This is a genomic window from Polynucleobacter sp. 35-46-11 (assembly GCF_002281105.1).
The window spans coordinates 1-1,130 of the sequence record NZ_NCFJ01000694.1; the positions used below are offsets into that span (position 1 = coordinate 1).

Genomic DNA, 1,130 nt, shown 5'->3' on the forward strand with positions numbered 1-1,130 from the left:
CAAAAGATCGACATCACAATTGGCGAACACCTGCTTTTGCTAGCATTGGTTTAGATGGAAATCCACAAGTAAGGACGATTGTTTTACGTCACGCAAATCAAACGTTGTGGACCTTAGACGCATATACCGACTCGAGAAGTTCTAAATGCCAGGAGCTTGTAAAATGCGGTCGTGCACAACTTGTTTTTTGGAGCAAAAGACTGAGTTGGCAATTAAGAGTTTCAGTGAATGCTAGCGTCCATACTAATGGTGAGTTTGTAGAAACTGCTTGGGCTCAGATGAGTCAATCAAAGTCATCAAAAGATTATCTGAGTAATCAAGCACCAGGCAGTGTGATTGTCTCGAATAATATTGACGAGGCATTTTCGGAAAATATGCCTATTAATCACTACTTAGCCGTGTTGCGGTTTGAAGTAGTATCGATGGATTGGTTAGAGTTAGGTAAAGACGTGCATCGGCGTGCTCACATTGACCCTAGCGGCATAGTAACTCCACTATCGCCTTAGCTACTCTCGATACAAGGGTTATCAATCAGTTATCAAAACGTTAAGCATTCACGATGTAACTCTAGAGTTTATTAGCTTAATTAATAAACAGGTTCGCGTAATATATATTCAGAAAACTTAACTAATCTTTTTATTGTCAGCAATAGCCAAACGTTTACTGCTTAGTAAATATCACAATATGCTGTAAAGGCAAACTATTCATAGTTTTCTGCCATTTAAGCGGATGGGTGGTGAGCTCTTTAATAATTTGTGCCTCGCTCATTTTATGGGTTTGTTTGATTTTGACTTTGTCGTCCTCAGCACGATACTCCACCAAAATAAGCTGACCTTGAGGCTTTAAAGCTTTTATCAGGCTTTGAATAGTTTCAAATGGATATTCGAGTTCGTGATATACATCGACCATAATGGCCATATCGAGAGAGTTTTCTGCCAATTTAACATCGTCAACTTGAGATAAAACGGGTTGAATATTGCTGTGTTTTTTAGCAAGTGCCTTAATCTTACCCATCATTTCTGGCTGCACATCTACGGCGTAAATAACGCCATTTGCGCCTACTTTTTCAGACATACGGCGTGATAAATAACCAGTGCCTGCCCCAATATCGGCAATTACCATGCCTTTTT

General features: G+C 39.6%; 2 protein-coding genes. One reads left to right on the forward strand and one right to left on the reverse strand.

The genetic code is table 11. From position 1 onward, the window contains the following. Window positions 1–506 (forward strand): pyridoxamine 5'-phosphate oxidase family protein (locus B7Y67_RS18875; RefSeq protein ID WP_293599943.1); only part of this gene is annotated, 506 nt, incomplete at its 5' end. A 154-nt stretch (window positions 507–660) separates the two neighbouring features. Here the strand turns inward: B7Y67_RS18875 and B7Y67_RS18880 are convergent. After that, the coding region (locus tag B7Y67_RS18880) for a class I SAM-dependent methyltransferase (protein WP_293599944.1) at window positions 661–1,130 on the reverse strand (470 nt) is incomplete at its 5' end.